Annotated in this window: 21 protein-coding genes and 1 pseudogene; 9 read left to right on the top strand and 13 right to left on the bottom strand. The window is 47.9% G+C overall.

All coding sequences use genetic code 11. From position 1 onward, the window contains the following. Positions 1-245 precede the first annotated feature (245 nt). On the top strand, positions 246-677 hold the full coding sequence (gene fur / locus EYR25_RS16425) for a ferric iron uptake transcriptional regulator (RefSeq protein WP_011716738.1): 432 nt from the start codon (positions 246-248) through the stop codon (positions 675-677). A 91-nt stretch (positions 678-768) separates the two neighbouring features. Here fur and EYR25_RS16430 read toward each other — a convergent pair whose 3' ends face one another. The 10 genes from EYR25_RS16430 to sdhC all read right to left on the bottom strand — a co-directional run bounded on the left by EYR25_RS16430 (position 769) and on the right by sdhC (position 11,753). Continuing rightward, positions 769-1,266 carry a GNAT family N-acetyltransferase gene (locus tag EYR25_RS16430; RefSeq protein WP_133181497.1) on the bottom strand — a complete coding sequence of 166 codons (498 nt, stop codon included), beginning with the start codon at positions 1,264-1,266 and terminating at the stop codon, positions 769-771. Positions 1,267-1,315: 49 nt separating this feature from the next. Then, positions 1,316-1,723, bottom strand: coding sequence for a nucleoside diphosphate kinase regulator (gene rnk / locus EYR25_RS16435; RefSeq protein ID WP_023265460.1), 408 nt, complete (start codon positions 1,721-1,723; stop codon positions 1,316-1,318). A gap of 377 nt (positions 1,724-2,100) precedes the next feature. After that, a complete protein-coding gene (gene sucD, locus EYR25_RS16440; RefSeq protein WP_011622417.1) occupies positions 2,101-2,973 on the bottom strand; it encodes a succinate--CoA ligase subunit alpha in 873 nt (290 codons plus the stop codon). Further along, positions 2,973-4,139, bottom strand: coding sequence for an ADP-forming succinate--CoA ligase subunit beta (gene sucC, locus EYR25_RS16445; RefSeq protein WP_011622416.1), 1,167 nt, complete (start codon positions 4,137-4,139; stop codon positions 2,973-2,975). The genes sucD and sucC overlap by 1 nt, the downstream gene beginning before the upstream one ends. Positions 4,140-4,257: 118 nt before the next feature. Further along, a complete protein-coding gene (odhB, locus tag EYR25_RS16450) occupies positions 4,258-5,448 on the bottom strand; it encodes a 2-oxoglutarate dehydrogenase complex dihydrolipoyllysine-residue succinyltransferase (protein ID WP_133181499.1) in 1,191 nt (396 codons plus the stop codon). 48 nt (positions 5,449-5,496) lie between these two features. Then, the gene (gene sucA, locus EYR25_RS16455; protein ID WP_133181502.1) at positions 5,497-8,316 is read right to left on the bottom strand and encodes a 2-oxoglutarate dehydrogenase E1 component; all 2,820 of its coding nucleotides are present in this window, start codon (positions 8,314-8,316) and stop codon (positions 5,497-5,499) included. Between the two features lie 214 nt (positions 8,317-8,530). After that, positions 8,531-9,238, bottom strand: coding sequence for a succinate dehydrogenase iron-sulfur subunit (locus EYR25_RS16460; protein WP_133181504.1), 708 nt, complete (start codon positions 9,236-9,238; stop codon positions 8,531-8,533). An 11-nt stretch (positions 9,239-9,249) separates the two neighbouring features. Beyond that, positions 9,250-11,016 carry a succinate dehydrogenase flavoprotein subunit gene (gene sdhA, locus EYR25_RS16465; protein ID WP_023265464.1) on the bottom strand — a complete coding sequence of 589 codons (1,767 nt, stop codon included), beginning with the start codon at positions 11,014-11,016 and terminating at the stop codon, positions 9,250-9,252. After that, positions 11,017-11,364, bottom strand: coding sequence for a succinate dehydrogenase, hydrophobic membrane anchor protein (gene sdhD / locus EYR25_RS16470; protein WP_011622411.1), 348 nt, complete (start codon positions 11,362-11,364; stop codon positions 11,017-11,019). Continuing rightward, the gene (gene sdhC / locus EYR25_RS16475; RefSeq protein ID WP_011622410.1) at positions 11,358-11,753 is read right to left on the bottom strand and encodes a succinate dehydrogenase cytochrome b556 subunit; all 396 of its coding nucleotides are present in this window, start codon (positions 11,751-11,753) and stop codon (positions 11,358-11,360) included. Before sdhC ends, sdhD begins: the two co-directional genes overlap by 7 nt. Before the next feature lie 416 nt (positions 11,754-12,169). Here sdhC and EYR25_RS16480 point away from each other — a divergent pair, with 416 nt between their 5' ends. From EYR25_RS16480 to EYR25_RS16495, 4 genes are all read left to right on the top strand, one after another. Next, positions 12,170-13,456 carry a citrate synthase gene (locus EYR25_RS16480; RefSeq protein ID WP_011622409.1) on the top strand — a complete coding sequence of 429 codons (1,287 nt, stop codon included), beginning with the start codon at positions 12,170-12,172 and terminating at the stop codon, positions 13,454-13,456. Between the two features lie 286 nt (positions 13,457-13,742). After that, positions 13,743-14,807, top strand: a complete 1,065-nt coding sequence (locus EYR25_RS16485) for an efflux RND transporter periplasmic adaptor subunit (RefSeq protein WP_133181506.1) — start codon at positions 13,743-13,745, stop codon at positions 14,805-14,807. 12 nt (positions 14,808-14,819) lie between these two features. Continuing rightward, the gene (locus tag EYR25_RS16490; protein ID WP_133181508.1) at positions 14,820-18,083 is read left to right on the top strand and encodes an efflux RND transporter permease subunit; all 3,264 of its coding nucleotides are present in this window, start codon (positions 14,820-14,822) and stop codon (positions 18,081-18,083) included. Further along, the gene (locus EYR25_RS16495) at positions 18,080-21,139 is read left to right on the top strand and encodes an efflux RND transporter permease subunit (RefSeq protein ID WP_133181510.1); all 3,060 of its coding nucleotides are present in this window, start codon (positions 18,080-18,082) and stop codon (positions 21,137-21,139) included. Before EYR25_RS16490 ends, EYR25_RS16495 begins: the two co-directional genes overlap by 4 nt. A gap of 180 nt (positions 21,140-21,319) precedes the next feature. Here EYR25_RS16495 and yqfB read toward each other — a convergent pair whose 3' ends face one another. Next, a complete protein-coding gene (gene yqfB, locus EYR25_RS16500) occupies positions 21,320-21,652 on the bottom strand; it encodes a N(4)-acetylcytidine aminohydrolase (RefSeq protein WP_235056918.1) in 333 nt (110 codons plus the stop codon). A gap of 269 nt (positions 21,653-21,921) precedes the next feature. Between yqfB and EYR25_RS16505 the strand changes: the two genes are divergently transcribed. Beyond that, positions 21,922-22,155: a DUF2986 domain-containing protein gene (locus EYR25_RS16505; RefSeq protein WP_023265470.1), complete on the top strand. Its 234-nt coding sequence runs from the start codon at positions 21,922-21,924 to the stop codon at positions 22,153-22,155. A gap of 153 nt (positions 22,156-22,308) precedes the next feature. Here the strand turns inward: EYR25_RS16505 and EYR25_RS16510 are convergent, their stop codons facing one another. Then, positions 22,309-23,871: an MATE family efflux transporter gene (locus EYR25_RS16510; protein ID WP_133181513.1), complete on the bottom strand. Its 1,563-nt coding sequence runs from the start codon at positions 23,869-23,871 to the stop codon at positions 22,309-22,311. Positions 23,872-24,020: 149 nt separating this feature from the next. Then, positions 24,021-24,941, bottom strand: coding sequence for an AraC family transcriptional regulator (locus EYR25_RS16515; RefSeq protein WP_133181515.1), 921 nt, complete (start codon positions 24,939-24,941; stop codon positions 24,021-24,023). Between the two features lie 206 nt (positions 24,942-25,147). On the opposite strand from EYR25_RS16515, the gene EYR25_RS16520 reads away from it, so the two are divergent. The 3 genes and pseudogenes from EYR25_RS16520 to EYR25_RS21565 all read left to right on the top strand — a co-directional run. Then, the gene (locus EYR25_RS16520) at positions 25,148-25,675 is read left to right on the top strand and encodes a (R)-mandelonitrile lyase (RefSeq protein WP_207953660.1); all 528 of its coding nucleotides are present in this window, start codon (positions 25,148-25,150) and stop codon (positions 25,673-25,675) included. 96 nt (positions 25,676-25,771) lie between these two features. After that, positions 25,772-26,158 (top strand): cyclophilin-like fold protein, encoded by a 387-nt coding sequence (locus EYR25_RS16525; RefSeq protein WP_165953515.1) that lies wholly within the window; start codon positions 25,772-25,774, stop codon positions 26,156-26,158. Positions 26,159-26,398: 240 nt separating this feature from the next. After that, positions 26,399-26,516, top strand: a pseudogene (locus EYR25_RS21565) (transposase domain-containing protein); the annotation flags it as partial.

Raw genomic sequence — 26,516 nt, forward strand, 5'->3', positions numbered from 1 at the left:
TTATTGTAATTATTCTGTCCATTGTCCCGAATTTTTACATTCGTGAACATTATTCCTTGGTATAACCTTACAAAAACTATGCTTGAATTGCCGCAATTTATTGTAATTTCGCGCTAAGAGACACAATTTATCTGCATATAGACTCATAAAGCTAGAACAAAGGTTTAAGTTTTTAATTTGACCCCCTATAATGGCATTCACTATCCACGGATGAACCTATTGGTTCTGCAATCAAGAGATTAGCAATGACAGATGGAAATCAAGCGCTCAAAAAAGCCGGTTTGAAAATCACCCTGCCACGAGTCAAGATCCTCGAACTGATGCAAGGACCTGAAAACCAACATATCAGTGCAGAAGACTTATACAAGAAACTGCTCGATTTAGGTGAAGAAATTGGTCTAGCAACAGTTTACCGTGTATTAAACCAGTTTGATGATGCCGGTATCGTATCTCGCCACCACTTCGAAAGTGGCAAAGCGGTATTCGAGTTATCGACTCAACATCACCACGATCACTTAGTTTGCCTCTCCTGTGGCAAAGTAATTGAGTTTTCAGATGAAGTGATTGAACGTCGTCAAGACGAGATCGCCAGCAAGTACAACATTAAACTGACCAACCACAGCTTATATTTGTACGGTCATTGCACCAACGATAAGTGCGATCATAACGACGAGTAAGCAGATTTAGCTCAATCTGGATATCAACCAGACAGGCCTAATTAAAAACCAGCCATCTAGGCTGGTTTTTTGTTGGAACGCTCAAGCACTGTTAGAGCAGCTTTGCGTACACATTCACTTTATGCCCCATAAACTCGCTAGGTTCACGCCAATGCATTCCTATGCTTTTAGCTACGCCTTCAGAGCCAATGTTACCCTCTAGGATCAATGCAATGATTTGCGTAATGCCAAACTGCGGGAACACGCTGACTGCCGCTTGAGCAGCTTCGGTACCAATCCCCTTGCCCCAATACTCGGGAAAATAGCGATAGCCAATTTCGACTTCATTATATTCAGGAATAAACTTTGGTCCGCAAAAGCCAATCACTTTATTATCGGCTTTATGCTCGACGGCCCAGCGTCCAAACCCACGCTGCTGATAATCCTGCGAAATCACGTTATGGAATAGCTCCCGCGCCTGCTCACGATCAGTAAAAGGTACGGTTGGAATGTATTTCAACATCGCAGGGTTACTGTTCATTAAATAGAGGGCATCGATATCCTGCTCAGTAAATGGTCTGAGCATTAAACGCTCTGTTTGTATAATCATATTGGCTTCCTTGATATTGCCCTCTACACACTAATATCCAGAGCTGCGATTAACGGTGAAAGTCACCGCTTCGCTCTGGCTGATACATAATTTCTTCGATACGTACTTTGACCATTGAGCCACCAGGGCCTGGCCACTCAATTTCATCCCCTTGGGATAAACCCAATAAAGCACTGCCCACGGGCGCGAGGATAGAAATGGTGCCCTCACCAGCCGCATCCTTGGGATAAACTAACCGTAAGCAGAAGGTATCTTGACTGGATGACACGCTAAATTTTACTTCAGAGTTCATCGTCACCACATTCCCTGGCATTTGCGCTGCAGGCACAATATCGGCTCGGTCGAGTTCCGCCTCCAATGCCGCACGCCCTGGGAAGGCGTTCGCCGGTAATGACTCCAGCAGACGCTCGATTCTTTCTAAATCGATTTCTGAAATAATAATCTTTGGTGTATTCACTGTCTTTCCCTCGTGTAAATAGATGCCCCTTAGGGTTAAACATCTGTGCTGGCCTATCCTCCCCCAATGGGATAAACCGATAAAAAAATACGCTCGCAGCTTAATGCCGCAACCGCGTGATAATTAAGTACAAGATTTATTGCAGAACAGCCGTGGTGCTTTAAGCGCAGGGCTTAGGGTTGTGGCTCTACTCGTGTATTCATACATCAATCAGGTGATGACGCCCGTAGAGAAACCCAATCTAACCCTTTATAACTCAAAATGCTAGCCTAGGCAGCGTTAGCTTGCCCATTCTCACACTTTACTGCTCGGCAGTCGCTAACAGACGCGCAATAAAAAAGGCGCCTTAGGCGCCTTTTCGTGTGTCAACGGTTAGATTACCAACCTGTTTTAGCACGCAGCGCTTTGCCGATATCCGCTAACGAGCGGACAGTTGTCACGCCCGCTGCTTCTAATGCAGCAAATTTGTCAGCAGCAGTACCTTTACCGCCAGCAATGATCGCACCCGCGTGACCCATACGCTTACCAGCAGGAGCAGTTACACCCGCGATGTAAGACACAACTGGTTTAGTCACGTTAGCTTTGATGTAAGCAGCCGCTTCTTCTTCAGCAGTACCACCGATTTCACCGATCATCACGATGGCTTCAGTCTGTGGATCGTTTTGGAACATTTCCAATACGTCGATGAAGTTAGTACCTGGGATTGGGTCACCACCGATACCTACGCAAGTAGATTGGCCGAAACCTTCATCAGTCGTTTGCTTAACCGCTTCATAGGTCAGCGTACCTGAACGAGAAACGATACCCACTTTGCCTTTTAAGTGGATGTGGCCTGGCATAATACCAATCTTACATTCACCTGGAGTGATAACACCTGGGCAGTTAGGGCCGATCATGCGAACGCCAGTTTCTTCTAGCTTCACTTTCACTTCCAGCATATCCAGTGTTGGGATACCTTCAGTGATACAAACGATCAGCTCGATACCACCGTCGATGGCTTCGAGGATTGCGTCTTTACAGAAAGGAGCAGGAACGTAGATAACAGAAGCAGTCGCGCCAGTGGCAGCCACAGCGTCTTTCACAGTGTTGAACACTGGCAGACCTAAGTGCTCAGTACCGCCTTTACCTGGAGATACACCACCGACCATTTGCGTACCGTAATCGATAGCTTGTTGAGAGTGGAAAGTACCTTGACCACCGGTAAAGCCTTGGCAGATTACCTTGGTATCTTTGTTAATTAATACAGACATTATTTGCCCTCCGCAGCTTTAACTACTTGCTCAGCCGCATCAGTCAGACTGTTAGCTGCAATGATATCAAGACCTGATTTAGCTAATACTTCACGGCCTAATTCAGCGTTAGTACCTTCTAAACGCACTACAACGGGAACTTTAACGCCAACTTCTTTAACAGCGCCAATGATACCTTCTGCGATCATGTCACAACGTACGATACCACCGAAGATGTTAACCAGAACGGCTTTCACATTGCTGTCAGACAGAATGATCTTGAATGCTTCAGCAACACGTTCTTTAGTCGCGCCACCACCTACGTCGAGGAAGTTAGCTGGCTTGCCGCCGTGCAGGTTAACGATGTCCATAGTACCCATCGCCAGACCAGCACCGTTCACCATACAACCTACGTTTCCGTCCAGCGCAACATAGTTCAGTTCGAACATTGCTGCGTGAGCTTCGCGAGCGTCGTCTTGTGATGGATCGTGCATTGCTTTGATTTTTGGTTGACGGAACAGCGCGTTACCATCGATACCAATTTTACCGTCTAAGCAGTGCAAGTTACCTTCAGTGGTGATAACCAGTGGGTTGATTTCCAGCAGAGCGAAATCGTGGTCAACGAACATAGTCGCCAGACCCATGAAGATCTTGGTGAATTGCTTCATTTGAGTTGGGTTTAAGCCCAGTTTGAAGCCAAGATCACGTGCTTGGTATGGTTGAGGACCAGTCAGTGGATCGATGATCGCTTTGTGAATGAGTTCTGGCGTTTCTTCGGCCACTTTCTCAATCTCAACACCACCTTCAGTTGACGCCATGAACACTACGCGACGGGTAGCGCGGTCAACGACTGCACCTAAGTACAGTTCGTTAGCGATGTCGGTGCAGCTTTCTACTAAAATTTTAGCAACCGGCTGACCTTTCTCATCAGTTTGATAAGTCACCAGATTTTTGCCTAACCAGTGTTCGGCAAAGGCTCTGATTTCTTCTTTATCGCCAGTGACTTTAACGCCACCCGCTTTACCGCGGCCGCCTGCGTGTACTTGACACTTAACAACCCATAAATTTCCGCCAATACGGCCTGCAGCTTCTACAGCTTCTTGGGCTGTATCACATGCAAAACCTTCTGACACTGGTAAACCATATTCGGCAAATAGGGATTTTGCCTGATACTCATGCAAATTCATGATGATCTATCCGTATACTTCTAATCAAATCCAACTGGCCCCACGGGGCCAGTCACGAGGGTATGTCTGACGCTTGTCTTTAACTAACAGGTTAAACTTAATCGTTTAGCGCGTTAGATTATAGGTCAAGTAGCAGACGAGTTGGGTCTTCCAAGAAGTCTTTAATGGCGACTAAGAAGCCAACTGACTCACGGCCATCGATAATACGATGGTCATATGAGAGAGCTAGGTACATCATGGGCAGGATTTCAACCTGACCATTGACTGCCATTGGGCGGTCTTTAATGGCATGCATGCCTAAAATCGCGCTTTGTGGCAGGTTTAAAATTGGGGTAGACATCAAAGAGCCGAAAACACCACCGTTAGTCACAGTGAAGTTACCGCCAGTCATATCAGCCACAGTCAGCTTGCCATCACGGCCTTTGATCGCCAGATCGCGGACTGCTTTTTCGATATCAGCTAGGCTCATGGTATCGGTATCACGCAGTACTGGGGTAACCAGACCACGTGGCGTTGATACCGCGATGCTGACGTCGAAGTAGTTGTGGTAAACGATATCGTCACCGTCGATTGACGCGTTTACTTCTGGGAAGCGTTTCAGTGCTTCAGTTACCGCTTTCACGTAGAAAGACATGAAACCTAAACGGATACCGTGGCGCTTTTCAAAGATATCTTGATATTGCTTACGGATATCCATGATTGGCTTCATGTTCACTTCGTTGAACGTCGTGAGCATTGCAGTAGAGTTTTTCGCTTCTAATAAACGGTTAGCGATAGTCTTACGTAAACGAGTCATTGGAACACGTTTCTCGCTACGACCCGCAGCGAGTGGTTGTACCGCAGGAGCCGCAGGGGCAGCAGCTTTAGGCGCAGACTTGATAAAGGCTTCAACGTCTTCTTTAGTGATACGGCCACCGACACCAGTGCCCTTCACTTTGCTCGCATCAACATTGTGCTCAGCCAGTAAACGACGTACAGATGGGCTTAATGCATCGTTAGACTCTTCAGTTGCAGCAGCAACAGGTGCAGCAGCTTCAGCTTCGGCTTTAGTCACTTCTTGACCAGAAACCGCACCCGCGATGAACTTAGCAATCACTTGCTCGCCCAGAACGGTGTCGCCTTCTTGGAACAGGAACTCACCGATGTGACCATCTTCTGGTGCAACCACTTCCAGTACGACTTTGTCAGTTTCAATATCAACCAGATTTTGATCACGAGAAACTTGCTCACCCACTTTTACGTGCCAAGTGGCGATAGTTGCATCGGCAACAGATTCTGGCAGTACGGGTACCTTGATTTCGATACTCATGAAAAACGATCCTTTTTTATAAAATGTCTATTACTACAGTCTTAGCTATTACAGCTTTAGGGCACTGTTCACTAAAGATTCTTGTTGGTGAGCATGCAGCTCTGGGTAACCACAGGCTGGTGCAGCAGATGCTTCACGGCCAGCGTAGGTCAGTTTTGCACCCGCTGGGATAGCAGCCCAGAAGTGATGTTGGCTAGAGTACCAAGCACCCTGGTTTTGCGGCTCTTCCTGACACCATACAAAATCCTTCACATGTTGGTAGTCAGCTAAGGCTGCAACCATTTCTTCATGTGGGAACGGATACAACTGTTCGACACGGATTATTGCAATGTTATTGATGTTTTCTTTACGGCGTTTTTCCAGCAGCTCGAAGTATACCTTACCGCTACAGAACACGACGCGATCGACCTTGCTCGCTTCTAACGTATCGATTTCACCGATCACGTTTTGGAAGCTGCCATTAGCCAATTCTTCCATGGTAGAAACCGCTAATGGGTGACGTAGCAATGACTTAGGTGACATCACCACCAGTGGACGACGCATTGGGCGCACCACTTGGCGACGCAGCATATGGTAAACCTGTGCTGGCGTTGATGGCACACACACTTGCATGTTGTGGTTAGCACACAGCTGCAAGAAACGCTCTAAACGGGCACTTGAGTGTTCTGGACCTTGACCTTCGTAACCGTGTGGTAACAGCATGGTCAAACCGCATAAACGGCCCCACTTCTGCTCACCAGACGACAGGAACTGGTCGATAACCACTTGCGCACAGTTAGCGAAGTCACCGAATTGGGCTTCCCAAATCGCCAGACCACCTGGTTCCGCTGTCGCATAGCCGTATTCGAAGGCTAATACTGATGCTTCAGACAATACTGAGTCAGTAATGTCGATTGGACCTTGGTCTTCAGACAGGTTGCGCAGTGGCAAGTAAGTTGTCGCATCGTTTTGGTTATGCAGAACCGCGTGACGGTGGAAGAAAGTACCACGGCCAGAGTCTTGACCTGTAATGCGAACACGTTGTTTGTCTTCAAGAATCGTCGCGTAAGCTAAGGTTTCAGCAAAGCCCCAGTCGAGCAACTTCTCGCCTTTTGCCATTGCAACACGGTCACTATAAATTTTAGCAACACGTGAATGTAATGGGTGGCTTTCTGGTACGTAGCTCAGCTTGTCAGCTAAATTCTGTAAGCGTGATAGCGGTGTTGAGGCGTCATAAGCTTCGTCCCACTCGCGACCAATATAAGGTGACCAATCCACGGTGTGCAGTGTCATTGGACGCCATTCTTTCACCACACAGTCACCTTGGTCTAAGGCGTCACGGTAGGTGTTAATCATGCTAGTCACTTCATCAGCGCCGATTGTATTTTCAGCGATCAGTTTATCAGCGTAGATCTTGCGTGGCGTTGGGTGTTTCTTGATCTTGGCATACATCAATGGCTGAGTTGCACTTGGCTCATCAGCTTCGTTGTGGCCATGACGGCGGTAACACACTAAATCAATCACCACGTCACGTTTAAACTCGTTACGGTAATCAACAGCCAGCTGAGCAACAAAGGCAACGGCTTCTGGATCGTCTGAGTTCACGTGGAAAATCGGTGCCTGAACCATCTTAGCGATGTCAGTACAGTATTCAGTTGAACGCACATCGTGATGATTTGATGTGGTAAAACCTACTTGGTTGTTAACCACGATACGGATGCTGCCGCCCACTTTAAAGCCACGGGTTTGAGACATATTGAATGTCTCTTGCACGATACCTTGACCAGCAATTGCAGAGTCACCGTGGATCGTGATTGGCATCACCTGTAAACCGTCTTTGCAACCACGGCGGTCTTGACGAGCACGTACAGAGCCCATAACCACAGGGTTAACGATTTCAAGGTGTGATGGGTTAAAGGCCAGTGCTAAGTGCACATTGCCGCCCGGCGTTTCGAAATCAGATGAAAAACCTTGGTGGTATTTCACGTCGCCAGAACCATGGGTATCGGCGTGCTTACCAGCGAACTCGTCAAACAGTTCAGCGGGACGCTTACCTAATACGTTCACCAGTACGTTTAAACGACCACGGTGAGCCATACCAACGACGATTTCTTTCGTGCCCGCTTCACCTGCGCGGTAAATGATTTCGCGCATCATAGGGACTAACGCATCGCCGCCTTCTAACGAGAAGCGTTTTGCACCAGGGAATTTAGCGCCTAAATATTTTTCAATGCCTTCAGCAGCATTTAGGCCTTCGAGAATGCGGGTCTTAACGCTTTTATCGTAGTTGGCTCTACCTAAGGATGGTTCGAGACGTTGTTGGATCCAACGCTTTTCATCAGTATCGGTAATGTGCATGTATTCGGCGCCAATCGAACCACAGTAAGTAGCTTTTAGCGCTTTGACTAAGTCAGCCAGCTTCATGGTTTCGCCACCGTGGGCGAACGAGCCAGTGTTGAACTCACGTTCCATGTCTTCTTTAGTTAGACCGTGGAATGCGGGATCTAAATCGGCAACAGGTTCACGTTTCCACAATTCTAACGGGTCGAGGTTAGCCCCTTGGTGACCACGGAAACGGTGGGCGTTGATCAGCTGTAGCACTTTAACTTGCTTAGCATCCAACTCAGGATCGGTCACACGAGCGGCGCTCTTATGACGTCCTTCCATCGCTAAACTGCGAAAATAATCACGTACTTTGGAGTGAGCCGCTTCAGGCGCATCTTTAGAGGCACCGTTTACCGGAGGGAGATTATCAAATACCGCACGCCAATCGTCAGAAACTGACTGTGGGTCTTCTTGATAGGCTTCATACATCTCTTCTACGTAGGTCGAATTTGCACCGCTTAAGTGAGATGATTCGAGCCAGGCTTTCATGATGCCTTGGTGCATTGCTATTCCTTTCAAACTTTATACACGTGCTTAGCCATAGTTTTTATATGCAATCTCAAGCATTTACCTGCGACGCATAAATTTTGCCGCCCCTAGATATCCAGATTTCACGGCGCGTTGTCTTCCATTACATACACAAAAGAGCCACCTTCTATACCCAGAAAGTGACTCTTCGAGAGCTATATTATTATTGGTTTAAGCTCGGGTTCTCGCATTACACAGCTCGCTTAAGCAGCATTGACTTAATGTGACCAATTGCTTTAGTCGGATTAAGTCCTTTTGGACAAACGTCAACGCAGTTCATGATGCCGTGGCAACGGAACACGCTGTAGGCGTCGTCCAGCTCAGAAAGACGTTCTTCTGTTGCTGTATCGCGGCTGTCGATCAAGAAACGGTAAGCGTGTAGCAGACCGCTAGGACCGATAAACTTATCAGGATTCCACCAGAATGATGGGCAAGCCGTAGAACAACATGCACACATGATACATTCGTACAGGCCATCTAAATGCGCACGTTGTTCAGGTGACTGTAAATGTTCACGGGCAGGCATCTTCTCATCGTTGATGAGGTATGGCTTGATCTTCTCGTACTGCTTGTAGAACTGAGTTAAATCAACCACTAAGTCACGTACGACTGGCATACCTGGCAGAGGGCGAATTTCCAATTTCTTACCCTTAAAGGTAGAGATTGGCGTAATACAAGCCAAACCGTTTTTACCGTTCATGTTCACACCGTCACTACCGCAAACACCTTCACGGCATGAGCGACGGAACACTAAGGTTGGGTCCTGTTCTTTTAACTTGATAAGTGCATCGAGCACCATCATGTCAGTGCCATCAGCCACTTCAAGGCTGTAATCCTGCATGTAAGGCTTTGTATCTACATCAGGATTGTAGCGATAAACTGCAAATTCCAATTTCATCTTTGCAACTCCTAGTAGGTACGTTTCTTCGGCGGGAATGCTTCACGTAACTTAGGTGCCATGTTCACAGCACGACGGTCCATGGTTTCAGTCACAGGGTCAAACAGGGTGTGACATAACCAGTTATCATCATCACGCTCTAAATAGTCTTCACGTGAGTGAGCACCACGGCTCTCTGTACGGAAGTTAGCGGCATAAGCGGTGGCAATTGCCGTCGCCATCAGGTTATCTAACTCTAAACATTCAATACGTTGAGTGTTGAATTCACGAGAGTTATCAGACAACTTGGCATTTTCTAAACGCTTACGGATAGCTTTTAACTGCTCTAAACCTTCTGCCATTGCATCGCCACGGCGGAATACAGAGAAGTTTAATTGCATGCAAAGTTGTAAATCTTTACGAATTTGCGCAGGATCTTCGCCAGTTTTGTTGTTTTCCCAGCGGTTTAAGCGCGCTAATGTCGCTTGGATTTCTGCATCGGTCGCATCTTTTGGATCCGCAGTCTCATCGAGTGCTTTACCTAAGTGTTGACCCGCGGCGCGGCCAAAGACCACTAAGTCGAGCAGAGAGTTACCGCCTAAGCGGTTGGCACCGTGCACAGACACACAGGCAATCTCACCTACTGCGAATAAACCAACCACATCTTGCTCGCTGCCATCTTCATTCTTACGAATAACTTGACCGCTCACCTTCGTTGGCAAACCACCCATCATATAGTGACAGGTTGGCAAAACAGGGATTGGACCATCGGCCGGATCAATATGCGCGAAGGTACGAGAGAGTTCACAAACGCCTGGTAGACGGGCTTCTAAGGTCTCTTTACCTAAGTGATCGAGTTTCAGTAAGCAGTGTGGGCCTAATGGACCATCTAAACCACGGCCTTCACGGATTTCAGTCATCATAGAACGTGCTACCACGTCACGAGATGCTAAGTCCTTCGCGTTTGGTGCATAACGCTCCATGAAACGCTCGCCGTCTTTGTTCAGCAGGTAACCACCTTCACCACGACAACCTTCAGTCACAAGTACACCCGCGCCAGCGATACCGGTTGGGTGGAATTGCCACATTTCCATATCTTGCATCTGAACACCAGCACGCATCGCCATGCCAACACCGTCACCGGTATTGATGTGTGCGTTTGTGGTTGAGGCGTAGATACGGCCTGCACCGCCAGTAGCGAGTACAGTGGCTTTGGCTTTGAAGTAAACGATTTCACCCGTTTCGATTTCAATCGCAGTACAACCTACGATGGCACCGTCTTGGTTTTTTACTAAATCGAGGGCATACCACTCAGAAAACACTTGAGTTTTGTGTTTAACGTTCTGTTGGTATAAGCAGTGAAGCAGTGCGTGACCAGTACGGTCTGCCGCAGCAGCGGTACGCGCCGCTTGCTCACCACCGAAGTTTTTAGATTGACCACCGAAAGGACGTTGGTAAATCTTACCGTTATCGAAACGAGAGAATGGTAAACCCATGTGCTCGAGTTCAATAATGGCTTCTGGACCGGTTTGACACATGAATTCGATAGCGTCTTGGTCACCGATAAAGTCGGAACCTTTTACGGTATCGTACATGTGTTGTTCCCAATGGTCTTCATGGGCGTTACCTAACGCAACTGTGATACCACCCTGCGCAGATACGGTATGAGAACGGGTTGGGAATACTTTAGATAAAAGCGCACAGCTCTTACCTTCTTTAGAAATCTGTAATGCTGCACGCATACCGGCACCGCCGGCACCAATCACTACAGCATCAAACTCACGTACTGGAATACTCACTTAGACACCCCACACAATAACAATGCCGGCCGCCAGATAACAAAAGACGGTGACGACGAAGGTGAACTGTAAAACACCGCGTAACGAAGTGCACTTGACGTAATCCGTCAACACTTGCCATACACCAATCCAGGCGTGAACAAGCAGTGCAACCAGCGCAAGCAGGGTAAACACTTTCATTGGCAGAGCACTAAACAGGCCGTGCCAAACGTCATAGGTGAGAGGGGAACTACATGCAATAAAGCCAACCATGAAAATGGTGTAACAGGCGAGGATTACTGCACTAGCGCGTAGTAGAATAAAGTCATGAACACCACTGCGTCCAAAACTTGCTGCATTGGTTACCATACCCATAACCCCGCTAAAATTGAAAAGGCTACCGTCAGTACAAATACAGCTTTCGCTGAGGCGGTGCCCGAAGCCAACTCTTCCCAACGACCGGTATCCATTACTAAGTGGCGTAGGCCACCGAATAAGTGATAAGCCAGTGCAGTCAAAATGCCCCACATGATGAACTTCACAACGAAGTTATCAAACAGAGATTGTACGCCTGCGAAACTTTCAGCGGAGGCTAAAGATGAATTTAGCAACCAAATAAGAATGCCAACAGCGAATAGCATGATGACACCGGATACACGGTGAAGAATTGACACAATCGCTGTTGCAGGAAAGCGAATGGTCTGCAGATCTAAATGGACAGGTCTTTGCTTTTTCACGTTCTGCTCACTCAGCTCCATTGAGCATTTTTTTTGTTATGTGAACCGCTTTTGTACAAACTTTAAACCAAGGGGTAATTCAAGGCAAAAGTAAACACAAAAGCAAAGTTTAAACAAACAGATAACTATTTGAACACTCACCTATTTAACATGTAAATAAAGGGTGCTTTAACATCATCGTTTGCAGCCATTATTAGGCGGAGGCAAGTATACTCGCGGGAAATGTCAAATACAAACATCACAGAATGCAAATTTTGTTTTTTTAAGGATATTTTCACCTAAGTGCCAGTTGTGGCAAGGAAAGTAAAGCGTTTTATACCATGGTCTAACAAATTTAAACGCTTATTTAAATTGAAATGTGATCTAGAATGGCTGTAAAGTAATGGCGGTTTGACATGCCGCACTCACAGATAAGAACGAAGTAAGGAGAACGGGGTATGGCTGATTTAAAAGCCAAATTAGAATTACCAGGGAACGACTCGATAGAATTGCCAGTAAAGCAAGGATCCGCTGGTTTTGACGTAATCGATATCAGTAAACTTGGCAGCAAGGGTTACTTCACTTTTGATCCAGGTTTTCTCGCGACAGCCTCCTGTGAATCTGCAATTACCTATATCGATGGCGATCAAGGTATATTGTTACACCGCGGCTATCCAATCGAGCAACTCGCCGTTGACTCAGATTACTTAGACCTGTGTTACCTGCTGCTTTACGGTGAACTGCCGACGAAAGAGCAATATGCTGAATTTGTACACACAGTAAAAACCCACACTATGGTTCATGAGCAACTCGCCTTCTTCTTTAGAGGTTTCCGTCGTGATGCTCATCCTATGGCGATGTTGTGTGGTGTCACTGGTGCATTGTCTGCATTTTATCAAGACTCACTCGATGTCAACGATCCTCGCCACCGCGAAATCGCCGCGTATCGCCTAGTCTCCAAAATGCCAACGATTGCCGCTATGTGCTACAAGTACTCTTCTGGCCAGCCATTCGTTTACCCACGCAATGACTTAAGCTACGCAGGCAACTTCTTAAGTATGATGTTTGCCGTTCCGTGTGAAGAGTACAAAGTAAACCCAATCGTTGAACGTGCTATGGATCGTATCTTCATTCTACATGCGGACCACGAACAAAACGCGTCAACGTCAACCGTACGTTTAGCAGGTTCTTCAGGCGCGAATCCATTCGCGTGTATCGCTGCGGGTATTGCTTCTCTATGGGGCCCTGCACACGGCGGCGCGAACGAAGCTTGTCTACAAATGTTAGAAGAAATCGGTTCAGTAGACCGTATTCCTGAATTCATCGCCCGTGCGAAAGACAAGAACGACCCATTCCGTCTAATGGGCTTCGGACACCGAGTTTACAAAAACTTTGACCCACGTGCCAAAGTGATGCGTGAAACCTGTCACGAAGTGTTAAAAGAGCTGAAAGTACAAGATCCATTATTAGATGTGGCTATGGAACTTGAGCGTATCGCGCTGGAAGATGAGTACTTCATTTCGAAGAAACTCTATCCAAACGTCGACTTCTACTCTGGCATCATCATGAAAGCCATTGGTATTCCAACTAGCATGTTCACCGTACTGTTCGCATTAGCACGTACTGTGGGTTGGATTGCTCACTGGAAAGAAATGTTGGATCAACCTGGTCACAAGATCAGCCGTCCACGTCAGCTATATACTGGCGAGACTGCACGTGACTTCGTTAGCCAAGATAAACGCTAATCGGCATTTATAGATTCAAAGCGCCCACTGGGCGCTTTTTTATTGGGGTTTTCATACCCGCCCTTCGCTTTTCTTATCACTCCCTGCAACACAATCCCGAATGATCTCGCTTTAGCATATTTAGCATTTCTCATCACTTTTTAAACTTTTTAGCTACATTTAGTAAGTTTGCCTAATCTACAATCTGACAAATTTAAGTTAATCTACTGAAATTAATATAGTTTTAACTTTGGCATGTTTTCTGCTTTCAGATGGCATCACAAAAATGACAATAGGTAATACTCTTATGGAAAAGTCAACAATTGCTAAGTTCGCCCTGCCCGTGCTGTTAGTGTCAATGTTAGCGGCATGTGGCGAAGAGGAAGTGGCTAAAAAAGAAGAACAATATGCCATTCCCGTCGAAACTACTACCGTGATCCAGGGTAATGTGTCTTCGTTTTATAGCACTACCGCCACCCTCGAAGCCCCACAGGAAGCTAATGTAGTCAGCCGCATCGCCGGCCTTATCGAAGCCATTAATGTCGAAGAAGGCGACCGAGTAAAAAAAGGTCAAATCCTTGCGGTTATCGATGCCAAACGTCAGCAATACGATCTTGACCGCTCCGAAGCCGAAGTGAAAATCATCGAGCAAGAGTTAAACCGCTTGAAGAAGATGACCAATAAGGAATTTATCAGTGCCGACTCTATGGCAAAGCTCGAATACAACCTGCAAGCCGCCATTGCAAGACGGGATCTTGCTGAGTTACAAGTCAAAGAAAGCCATGTGGTCTCCCCTATCGACGGTATTGTTGCTAAGCGTTATGTCAAAGCGGGCAACATGGCTAAGGAATTTGGTGACTTATTCTATATTGTCAATCAAGACGAGCTGCACGGGATTGTCCATTTACCTGAGCAGCAATTAACTAGCCTACGTTTAGGCCAAGAAGCGCAAGTCTTTAGCAATCAACAGAGCAAAAATGCCATCCACGCGAAAGTACTGCGCATCAGCCCTGTGGTCGACCCACAGAGCGGCACCTTTAAAGTCACCTTGGCCGTACCCAATCAAAATGCGCATTTAAAAGCCGGGATGTTCACACGGGTCGAATTGAAGTATGACACCCATGAGAATGTGATCACTGTGCCCTACAGTGCCCTGATCAACCAAGACAACAAGCAAGCCCTGTATGTGATTGACGGCAGCAACGCGAGCCGCCGCGAAGTCGAAATCGGCTACCGCGAAGGTGACTCGGTGGAAGTCGTCTCCGGTATCAAACCCGGCGAGCAAGTCGTTACCCGTGGTCAGCAAAATTTGAAAGACCAATCCTTAGTTGAAGTCATTACCCCACTCGATTTGGCCTCAGCGAAGAACTGATAGGAGTCTTTCATGTCAATCATCAGCACCTCTGTTAAACGGCCAGTCACGGTATGGATGTTCATGCTGGCCATTATGTTATTCGGTATGGTGGGATTTTCGCGCTTAGCGGTAAAACTCCTACCCGATTTAAGCTACCCCACCTTAACCATTCGGACCATGTACGATGGTGCGGCGCCCGTTGAAGTAGAACAACTGGTCTCAAAACCCATTGAAGAAGCCGTCGGCGTGGTGAAAGGCTTGCGTAAGATAAGCTCTATCTCCCGCTCTGGCATGTCCGATGTAGTGCTCGAGTTTGAATGGGGCACCACTATGGATATGGCGAGCCTCGATGTGCGTGAAAAACTCGACACTATCGCCCTACCACTGGATGTTAAAAAGCCATTATTGCTGCGCTTTAACCCCAATCTTGACCCTATCATGCGTCTCGCGCTATCGGTGCCTAATGCGTCTGAGGCTGAACTCAAGCAGATGCGCACCTACGCCGAGGAAGAGCTTAAACGACGTTTAGAAGCCCTCTCTGGTGTGGCCGCGGTGCGTTTATCCGGTGGTTTAGAGCAGGAAGTGCATATTCAGCTCAATCAGGAAAAGTTATCCCAGCTCAATTTGAATGCCGATGACATTAAACGCCGCATCAACGAGGAAAACATCAACTTATCTGCGGGGAAAGTGATCCAAGGCGACCGCGAATATCTGGTGCGTACCCTTAACCAATTCAATTCATTGGAAGAATTGGGACAAGTGATCGTCTATCGCGACGCACAGACCTTAGTACGTCTATTTGAAGTTGCCACCATTACCGATGCCTTTAAAGAGCGCAGCGACATCACTCGTATCGGCAGCCAAGAGTCGATTGAACTGGCTATCTATAAGGAAGGCGATGCCAACACGGTCGCGGTGGCTAAAAAGCTGCGCGATGAGCTAGTCAAAATCAACCAAGATCCTAAGCAAAACAAACTGGAAGTGATTTACGATCAGTCCGAGTTTATTGAGAGTGCCGTTAGCGAAGTCACCTCGTCCGCGTTGATGGGCAGTATTTTGTCTATGCTGGTGATTTACCTGTTCCTGCGCAATATTATTCCAACGCTGATCATCTCTATCTCCATCCCCTTCTCGGTGATTGCCACCTTTAATATGATGTACTTTGCTGATATCAGCTTAAACATCATGTCATTAGGCGGTATTGCACTCGCCATTGGTCTCTTGGTTGACAACGCCATTGTGGTACTGGAGAACATCGACCGCTGCCGCAGCGAAGGCATGAGCAAGTTAGATGCCGCAGTGACTGGAACCAAAGAAGTGGCGGGCGCGATTTTCGCCTCCACCCTAACCACACTCGCGGTGTTTGTCCCCTTGGTTTTTGTCGATGGAATTGCCGGTGCCCTGTTCTCGGATCAAGCCCTCACAGTGACCTTTGCCCTGCTCGCATCACTCCTGGTGGCTTTAACTTCGATTCCAATGCTGGCCTCCCGCGAAGGCTTTACAGCACTGCCAGAACTCATCAAGAAAGCCCCGAAGGAAAAACCCACTACTAAGCTCGGTAAGTTAAAACACTACAGCGCGACGGTATTTTCCTTCCCGATTGTGTTGCTCTTTAGCTACTTACCGAGTGCATTGCTGACTTTAGCGTTAGTCATTAGCCGCTTCTTCTCTTGGCTGCTTGGGTTAGTGATGCGTCCGCTGAGCAGTGGTTTTAACTTTGTTTACCACGCTATCGAGTCGGTTTATCACAAACTGCTGGCGATAGCGCTGCGTAAACAAGTCGCCACCTTGTTACTGACCATTGGGATCACAGGTGCCTGTATTAGCCTGCTGCCCCGTCTTGGCATGGAACTCATCCCACCGATGAATCAAGGGGAGTTTTATGTGGAGATCCTGCTGCCTCCTGGCACAGCGGTCGGTGAAACCGATAAAGTGCTGCAACAACTCGCGATGTCGATTAAAGACAGGCCGGAAGTCAAACATGCCTACAGCCAAGCGGGCAGTGGCGGTCTCATGACCTCTGATACCGCCCGTGGCGGCGAAAATTGGGGGCGTTTACAGGTCGTTCTGAACGATCACACGGCTTATCACCAAGTAACGCAAGTGCTGCGTGACACCGCGCGCCGCATCCCTGAGCTGGAAGCCAAAATCGAGCAACCTGAACTCTTTAGCTTTAAAACCCCATTGGAAATTGAGCTAACGGGTTACGATTTACACTTGCTCAAACGCAGTGCCGATAGTCTGGTTAAGGCGCTTTCCGCCTCCGAGCGCTTTGCCGATGTGAATACTAGCCTGCGTGATGGTCAGCCAGAACTCAGCATTCGCTTCGACCATGCTCGCTTAGCCGCCTTAGGCATGGATGCGCCCACGGTCGCCAATCGCATCGCCCAGCGCGTTGGGGGCACGGTCGCCAGTCAATACACAGTACGTGACCGCAAGATTGATATTTTAGTGCGTAGCGAACTGAATGAGCGGGATCAAATCAGTGATATCGATGCGCTAATCATCAACCCCAACAGCCCACAACCGATTGCCCTGAGCGCCGTGGCCGAAGTGTCATTGCAATTAGGCCCATCGGCGATTAACCGCATCAGCCAACAACGTGTGGCCTTAGTGTCGGCCAACCTTGCCTATGGCGACTTAAGTGACGCTGTGGCCGAAGCGCAGCAAATTTTGTCGGCACAAGTGTTGCCCGCCTCGGTTCAAGCGCGCTTTGGTGGGCAAAATGAGGAAATGGAGCATTCATTCCAATCACTGAAGATTGCATTAATCCTAGCGGTTTTTCTGGTGTACTTAGTGATGGCGAGTCAGTTCGAATCGCTGCTGCATCCGCTGCTGATCCTATTCGCTGTGCCGATGGCGCTGGCAGGTAGCGTGCTGGGGCTCTATATCACCCAAACCCATTTGAGTGTGGTGGTGTTTATCGGCCTTATCATGCTCGCGGGGATTGTGGTTAACAACGCCATCGTACTCGTCGATAGGATTAATCAGCTGCGCACCGAAGGCGTGGACAAGCTCGAGGCGATTAAGGTCGCAGCCAAATCCCGTCTGCGCCCGATTATGATGACCACCTTAACCACCACATTAGGTTTACTGCCTATGGCCTTAGGTTTAGGCGATGGCTCAGAGGTTCGCGCACCGATGGCGATTACCGTGATCTTTGGTCTGAGCCTCTCAACCCTATTAACCCTGATTGTGATTCCTGTGCTCTATGCCCTGTTTGACCGTAAAGAGTTTACGCATACCGCCACAGAGCAAGATAACACAGCAGAAACTGCGGAGGCTCGCCTATGAACCTCACCCGTTTAGCGATAAAACGCCCTGTCACCACCAGCATGTTTTTCTTCGCTATCTTGCTGTTTGGTTTGGCTTCTAGTCGCCTATTGCCGCTCGAAATGTTCCCCGGCATCGATATTCCACAAATTGTGGTGCAAGTACCTTACAAAGGCTCAACCCCTGCGGAAGTTGAGCGCGATATCACTAAGGTGCTCGAAGAGTCACTCGCCACTATGGGCGGTATTGATGAGCTGGAATCCGAATCCTCCCAAGAGGGGGCGGAAATCGAAATCAATATGAAATGGGGTGAGAACGTCGCCACTAAAAGCTTAGAAGCGCGGGAAAAAATCGATGCGGTGCGGCATTTATTGCCCAAGGATGTTGAGCGGGTGTTTATCCGCCAATTTTCTACGGCCGATATGCCGGTATTGACCATACGTATTTCAAGCGACCGCGAACTCTCTGGCGCATTCGATTTGCTCGATAAGCAATTAAAGCGGCCATTGGAGCGCGTCGAAGGCGTCTCTAAAGTGAGCCTCTATGGCGTTGAGCAAAAGCAGATTGAAGTGCGTATTAATGCCAACCGCCTCGCCGCCAGTGGCTATTCGGCAACCGAGTTACAGACACGTCTTAGCCGCGAAAACTTTGTGTTGAGTGCTGGCACTTTGCGGGAAAGTAATCTGGTTTATCAGGTGTCTCCTAAGGGCGAGTTTCGCAATCTAGAAGACATTAAAGCCCTAGTGCTATTGCCAGGACTGACCTTGGGTGACGTTGCTGATGTGCAATTTGCGCTACCTGAGCGGACCGAAGGCCGTCATTTAGATAAGCATTACGCCGTAGGTCTGGATGTTTTTAAAGAATCCGGTGCCAACTTAGTAGAAGTGTCAGACCGCGTATTAAAGGTGATTGAACTTGCCAAGCAGGATCAACAATTTCAAGGTATTCGCTTGTTTATCATGGAAGATCAAGCTTCAGGCGTAAAATCTTCCCTCTCGGATCTGCTGCTGTCGGGATTAATCGGCGCCTTGCTGTCTTTTATCGTGCTGTATTTATTCCTGAGAAATTTCAAGATGACCATGATTGTAGTGTCATCAGTACCGATTTCGATTGGTATGACACTGGCCGCCATGTATCTACTGGGTTACAGCTTAAACATTCTGTCGATGATGGGGTTGTTATTGGCGGTCGGTATGCTTATCGATAATGCGGTCGTGGTGACAGAAAGTGTGCTACAGGAAAAGCAAGGCAAAACAATACAGAACGCTCAAGACAGTGAAAACGCAGTGATGGTAGGAGTCGATAAGGTTAGTCTTGCCGTACTTGCGGGCACTATGACCACAGCTATCGTATTTTTACCCAATATTTTTGGCGTAAAAGTCCAACTAACTATTTTCCTTGAGCATGTAGCGATTGCGATTTGTATTTCTCTGGCGGCCTCGCTGTTAGTGGCTAAAACATTAATTCCATTGATGTTGACTAAGTTCCACTTCGATATCACGCCAGAGAAAGCGCCAGGTAAGTTACAAAACTTCTACAATCGTAGCCTCAACTGGGTGCTGCTCCGTCCTTGGCGTTCAGGCCTGATTTCAGTGGCGATTTTAGTATCCACCGCCCTGCCGCTGTTAATGGTTAAACAGGATCAGGAGGACAGCCAAAGTAAGGAGCGCATTTACGTCAACTACCAAGTGGAAGGTAGGCATAATCTTAATGTGACCGAGGCAATGGTGAGCCAAATGGAAGAGTATCTTTATAATAATAAAGAGGAATTCCATATCGACTCAGTGTATAGCTACTATGCGCCAGACGACGCTTCATCGGTGATTTTGCTGAAAAAAGACTTGCCCATGCCATTGGATGAATTAAAGAAGAAAATCCGCAGCGGTTTTCCTAAATTCTCCATTGCGAAGCCCCAATTCGGTTGGGGTGACGATAACTCGGGCGTTCGCGTCACACTGACTGGTCGTTCCACCTCTGAACTTATCCATTTGAGTGAGCAAGTATTACCCTTACTCTCCAATATTAAGGGTCTAGTGGATGTGCGCTCCGAAGTGAACGGCGCACAGCAGGAAGTAGTGATCCGCATAAATCGTCAGATGGCGGCACGACTGGATTTAAAACTCAACGAAGTGGCTTCTAGCATCTCAATGGCCCTGCGCGGCTCACCGCTGCGCTCATTTAGGCACGATCCTAATGGGGAACTGCGTATCGAAATGGCCTATGAGAAGGAATGGCAAAAATCCCTCGAGAAGCTAAAACAACTGCCGATCGTGCGTATCGACCAACGTCTGTATACCCTTGATAACCTTGCCAGTATCGAAATTCAACCTAGGTTCGATACCATCAAGCACTATAATCGCCAAACCTCGCTTTCTATCGGGGCGAACTTAGATAACCTCACCACAGAGGAAGCTCAAACTAAGATCAAACAGGTGATGGAAAATGTGCGCTTCCCGAATGGTTATAACTATTCGTTGCGCGGTGGGTTTGAGCGTCAGGATGAAGATCAGAGCGTGATGGCTATCAATATGCTGCTTGCGATCGCCATGATTTACATCGTGATGGCGGCGCTATTTGAATCCTTGCTATTACCGACGGCAATTATCACCTCGATTCTGTTCTCGATCACTGGCGTCTTTTGGGCATTGCTGCTCACAGGCACGCCAATATCAGTCATGGCTATGATAGGGATCTTGATTTTAATGGGGATTGTGGTAAATAACGGCATCGTATTGGTCGACCAAATCAACCAGATGACACCGGATCTCGATAAGCTATCGGACACCATACGCGAAGTCTGTATTACCCGTCTGCGCCCGGTACTGATGACAGTGGGAACAACCGTACTAGGCCTAGTGCCACTGGCAATGGGCGATACACAAATCGGCGGCGGTGGCCCACCGTACTCGCCAATGGCCATCGCGATTATCGGCGGTTTGTCGTTCTCAACGGTGACAAGTCTGTATTTGGTGCCCTTGTGTTACCAACTGCTCTACAGAATGCGTTATCGCGCCGCGGTGCGACTGGGTGAATCAAACCGCATAGCCCAAAAACTTCTACCTTGGACGGTTAGTTAATTGATGTCTGCGATATAAGTTCGCATTCCACTCGAAAGATAATAGGCTGGCTTGCATCAAAACAAGCCAGCCTATTTTTTAAGCAGCACTTAGTCAATAGCGTTAACCAATTGGGTTAATCAGTAGACTAAATCAATGGGCTAAATCAATCGACTAAATCAATGGACTTAGTCAATTGAGTTAATTAATAGAGTGCGCCCTTGTATTCACAACACAAAAGCGAATTTGAAATAGCTGCTCAAGGCCAGGATAAATCTCTTGGATCACTCGGCGCAGCTCAGGCAGCGTCATATTCTCCTGGGCAGCATGTTGCTCTGTCAGCGCCGAAAACAATACAGGCACAACCTCAATCACCTTGATATCACAAAACCAACGGTCAGCTTCGAAGGTCGATACCGGTAAAATTTGCCCGGCAAATACATGGGACTCGGCTTCATCCCTTAAGGTAATGGTCTTAGCCCCTGATAAAATATCCTGCTCGAAACGCTCAAAGAAAGTGATCTTAGTTAACAAATGACCTCCGCCCATTGCTTTTTTAAAGTATTACAAATTGATGACTATCAATATGTTAAATAGGTAATTCGCGCTAATCTTGACATAAATAGAGTGCATTAGCCGTAAAAAACGCCATATTCTAGCACAGCCTTGATCTCGCTCTAGATACAACTTCGACTGCGCCTTAACAGCAAAACATGGAGAGATTGGCAATATTCAGTTAGAATCCAGCTTTAATTGAGCCACTGGACTCAGCCTGCATAGGCAAAAACCGAATTAGAGATGTTATGAACAAGAAGCAAAAGATCGTTAAGAAGATGGCTAAGCGCGAAAAAGCCAAACAGAACAAAATCGAGAAGCCCAAGGTAGGTGCAAAGCCGCGTTATATTTCTAAAGCGGAGCGCGCACGTCTTGAAGCCGAAACGCCAGAAGCCGTAGCCCTAGAAACTCTATTCCCTGAAGCGGCAGAAGACATTGCAGGTGTCGACGCTTCTAGCGCGGAAGATAAGGCGGCAAGTTAAGCCTCTTTGTGTCGTGACTCTCATGATGCTCGCACTCGCATAAAACGCTCTCGCGCTAATGCGAATATGCCAAACATAAAGGCCACTGAAAAGTGGCCTTTATGTTTTATCAATTTTTATCTCTTTAAATTACCAGGATGGTTATCTAAGGCGCTACGGCGTATTCGGTTTTGCTTTATCAAAATCCACTGCGTTAGCGGCCGCCTCGCATTCCTGCTCTTCGGTCAATTGGCCCATTTGCACATGGGAGGATGAAAACGGACTCGTAGATGAGGGCAGATTTTGGCCAACACAATTGGCAATTTCTTCCTCATCTCCCGCGAGTAGCTGCTGGCACTTATTCTGCGCCTCTTCGGTATCGCTCACGACAGGCTGTGCTGCGCTCGCGCAGCTTGCCAGTGCGACCTTATCGACTAAGCGGTAGGCCACCCACACGCCCATGATCCCAAAAAGAATCGAGCCTAATACTTGGCCGATTAACACACCGTATACCCCGCCCCACTGCGCGCCGAAATACACAAATGGCACAGTACCTAACGTCGCTTTACCCACGTTGAACAGGGTGGAATATTTAGCTTTGCCTAGATTATTAAACGAAGCATTGGCCACAAATAAAATGCCGGAGAAAGTAAAAAACACCGCGATATAGCTACAGAAAAACTCGATAAGCGCCGCGCTATCGCCTTTCATATCGAACAGGCTCACCACCTGCGATTTGAGCAAGAACAGCAATAGCGACATCACCACCACATACAAGGTACAAAATTGAATCGCCTTGGTTAAACTCTCACGCACCCGGTCGAATCTGCCCGCCCCAAAGTTTTGTCCAACAATCGGCCCAATGGCACCGGATAACGCAAAAATCATCCCAAAGGTGACTGGGATTAACCTGCCAAGCACCGCCCAACCGGCAACATAGGCATCACCAAAATCGGCAATCGCGCGAGTCACAAAGGCGTTACCAATGGGCGTAGCGATATTCGTCAGCATGGCAGGCCCGGCAATGGCGAAAATCGGTTTGAGATCTGCAACAAAATAGCTGAAGTTAAACTTACCTAGCAGTTGATGTTTTACCACTACCCCACGCCCTGCAATGATAAAGACCGCGATACGGGCAAGCACCGACGCCAGTGCCGCGCCTTCAATCCCCATGGCAAACAGAAAAATAAAAATCGGATCCAGCACCGCATTAACGCCGCCACCCGCTAAGGTCGACATCATCGACAGCTTGGCATCCCCAACGGCACGCAGCGCACCGCCAAGGGCCATCGCAAGGCAAATAAAGGGTAAAGAAGGCACCAAAATGTACAAATAACTCTCGGCAAGTTCGGCGGTATGGCCGCTCGCCCCCACCAGAGTCACTAATTCGGGGATAAAGCAGGTCACCAACACACTCACGAAGAGGCTGATTAAGGTGGTCACCGCCGCACTATTGAGCAATAGGCGTTTGGCCAGTTCCACATCCTTTGCGCCAATCGAGCGGGAAACTAACGCGCCGAGTGCAATCGACAGGCCGATACCAATAGAAGTGGTAAAAAACGAAATGCTGCCCGCATAACCCACCGCCGCGGCCAGTTCATGTTCACCAAGCAAACTTAAGAAGAAAATATCGAGCAAATCGACTACAAATAAGGCAGAAATCCCCACGGCGGCGGTCGAACTCATCACGAGGATATGACGAAGAATCGAACCTTCAACGAATTTGGCTTGGGTCATGGGGTTGTTTTACCTTGATCTATTGGATGGACTGACATCAAATCCAGTCTGCGGCTCTCGCCACTTTAGCAGTCTCTTGAATAGGTAAGCCTACCATGAGGCAGCGCACATAATAAATCATTTAAACGATTTGGTTTGTTACGAATAACTTACACACTCAGGCCGGTCGATGATAACCAATGGATATCGACATCTCGTTTGGGTGAATTGCCAAACAGACGCGAGTATTCCCGGGAAAATTGCGATGGACTCTCATAGCCTACACGATAGGCGGCTGCGGCAGCATCTATGCTCTCGCTTAACATCAATCGGCGAGCCTCCATCAAGCGTAACCGTTTTTGATATTGCAGAGGACTCATCGAGGTCAGTTGGCGAAAGTGATGGTGAAAGGTCGACTTACTCATTCGTGCCATATCGGCTAAATCATCAATGCTAAAATGCTGGGCAAAATTCACCTTCAGCCACTCGATAGCATGCGCGATACGTAAACCGTGGCTGCCCGCCGAGACTATTTGCCTTAAGCGCGCGCCCTGCTCACTGATAAGCACTCGCCAAAAAATCTCTCTTTTAATCAGAGGCGCAAGCACAGGAATCGACTCAGGCTCATCGAGTAAGGCGACTAAACGGCTGAAAGCATTCAGCAAGCTTGGGGTGGAATGGCCTAAAATCATGCCTTGGTCGGTAACCGTATCCTTTTGCCTCGCTAAGGGCGTTTGCAACATTAATTCACTCATCACCGCCAAATCGAGTTTTAGCACGACACCGAGGTAAGGTTTTTCAGCACTGGCCTCTAACACTTGCATGGTGGCGGGTAACTCTAAAGACGTGATTAAAAATCGACTCGGATCGTAGATAAATACCTGTTCCCCCAAGGTCATGCTCTTCGCGCCTTGCACCACAACCGCAATACTTGGCTCGACAATACAGACTGAATGGGAGGTGGGCGCATTCTGCCGATAAAACTCGAGTCCCTCGACCTCAGATGATGCCCATTCGACGCCAAGGGTTCTTTTGGCCACATTGTCAGCAAGCACTTGGGAAAAACAATCCACCATTTGCATCTCACTCATCAGTTTTCACCCATTTTTATCAGTAGTAGTCGGCACTCAGTCATCTGAATTTATCTTACTCGCTACCTAACTCGTTAGCATACGAAATGCCTAACAATTGGAGAATTAGGCAAGCATTACCGACGAATGAACTACCCTGCGCGTCAGCAAGTGGCAAGAATAAGGATCCGAATAAGTGATTTTTCGCCACTGAAAAGGATAAATCGATGAAACCCATGCATTTTGGATTAGGCTCCCTGCTATTGTTAACGCTTGGCGTTCAGGCAACTGAGCCAGTGCCAGCATCAGTGCCGGTATCAGGGACAAAGCCTAAAACAGCGATTGCCATTGAGCAAATTAGTATTGCCCGCAATGGCACTCAGCTCCCTGCGACGGGGCTCGAAGACTATTTTACCGGCCGAGTGCGCGTTGAGCCTTTGTTTCAGGCCAAGGGCGAAGGTCGCGCATCTGGCGCCTTAGTCACCTTTGAGCCGGGCAGTCGCACCCATTGGCATACTCATCCAATAGGGCAAACCTTAATCGTCACCTCAGGGATGGGCTGGGTACAGCAAGAAGGTCAAACACGCCTTGAAATCCACCCGGGGGATGTGGTGCAGATCCCTGCGAATATCAAACATTGGCATGGCGCGACGGGCAGCACACCCATGACGTATATCGCCATACAAGAAGCCAACGCGGGTAAGGTGGTCACATGGCTAGAAAGTGTCTCCCCAGCCCAGTATGACAAGCCCTGAATCAAGCTTAGCGACTCTTCGCCAAAGCTAGCTAAACCAAAGCAAGTTAAACCAAAGCAAGCTACAAACGCCATGACGCAATCTAAGGAGACTTCGATGAACATTAGTGTGACCGCAAACGGCAAAGCATATCGATTTATCCTCCTCGATAATCCAACGGCAAAGGATTTCTACGCCCGCTTACCCTTAAGACTCACGCTTAAGGACTATGCTAATACCGAAAAAATCGCCATGCTCGAGCAAAAGCTCACCAAAGCACAGGCCCCAAAAGGCACCAGCGCTAAACGCGGTGATATCACCTATTACGCCCCTTGGGGTAATTTAGCCCTGTTCTATAGGGACTTTGGCTACGCCGATGGTTTAATTGCGCTCGGTACTCTTAGTAACGAGACGAGTAACGAGACGAGTAAAGCGATGAGTGAAGAATTTGTCGAACTGCTTAGCGGCAAAGATCTCGAGGTGGTGTTCGATAAACTGCCCTAACCATCAAAAGCAAAACATAAAAGCAAAAAAGGCGACACTGAGTTTAATGCAGATCGTTTTAAATAGTTGAACGATCTTTCAAGGGCTTCATAATCAGCCGCAACCTAAGTTGCGGCTGATTTTTTTATGTCTGAATTTTCTAAAGAGCTACTTGTTACTGCTGAATTTTGCCAATCGCAGGATATTGATGTATTCGCCAAACATGTTCCCATTGATTGGGTGGCTGAGGCTGTGCAACAAACTGGCAGGGCATCACTTCGAACCCGTCGTTTCCCTGCAGAGCAAGCTGTTTGGTTGGTTCTAGGCATTGGTTTGATGCGTAACCGCTCGATTCAGCAAGTCTGTGATACGCTCTCAC

The organism is Shewanella decolorationis, from assembly GCF_004354305.1.
In the GTDB taxonomy this organism is placed as follows: domain Bacteria; phylum Pseudomonadota; class Gammaproteobacteria; order Enterobacterales; family Shewanellaceae; genus Shewanella; species Shewanella decolorationis.